The following is a 531-nucleotide window of genomic DNA, read 5'->3' on the forward strand; positions in this document are numbered from 1 at the left end:
TTAGAACCGGTTCCATTTATTCCACTTTATTGTAACCGGTTCCAAAAATATTTGCAACACTCTATTATCATTTTATATAAACACCTACACCATTTTTGATAGCGCATTCATTTTTATTGCTATACTACATGCATGTATATTAACATTAATTATCGGAGGTAATTTTATGAAAGAACGTGGCTATATCGAACAGCTTTGGCGTGAGGAAAAATATCATGTATTGTTACACAGTCAACAGTCTTACCAAATGATAAGGAATGCTTTAAAAACGGATTTATCACTTCATCAAGTTCAACAAATGATTGATGATGCTTTGTTAATTGAACCGAGTATAGGAAGTGTATGTAATGCTTTTGATCATATGTGGGGATATTTTAAAAAATGTGCGAATGAAGAAGAAAGACAACAATCAAAACTACTTAAAGCTGATTTTATTAATGGTAAAATCGACACCCAAACTTTATTAGATTTTTTAGCAGAACTTGCTAATAAATATGATGTTCAATATTTACTACAAAGTCGTGTTTTAAA

Annotated in this window: 1 protein-coding gene; it reads left to right on the forward strand. The window is 30.1% G+C overall.

Going from position 1 to position 531, the window contains the following annotated elements; all coding sequences use genetic code 11:
- Positions 1-166: 166 nt before the first annotated feature.
- Positions 167-531: YbgA family protein (locus tag IDG60_RS27245; RefSeq protein ID WP_206160421.1), on the forward strand; the 365-nt coding region annotated here is incomplete at its 3' end.

The sequence above is a fragment of the Staphylococcus sp. EG-SA-2 genome, from assembly GCF_017152085.1.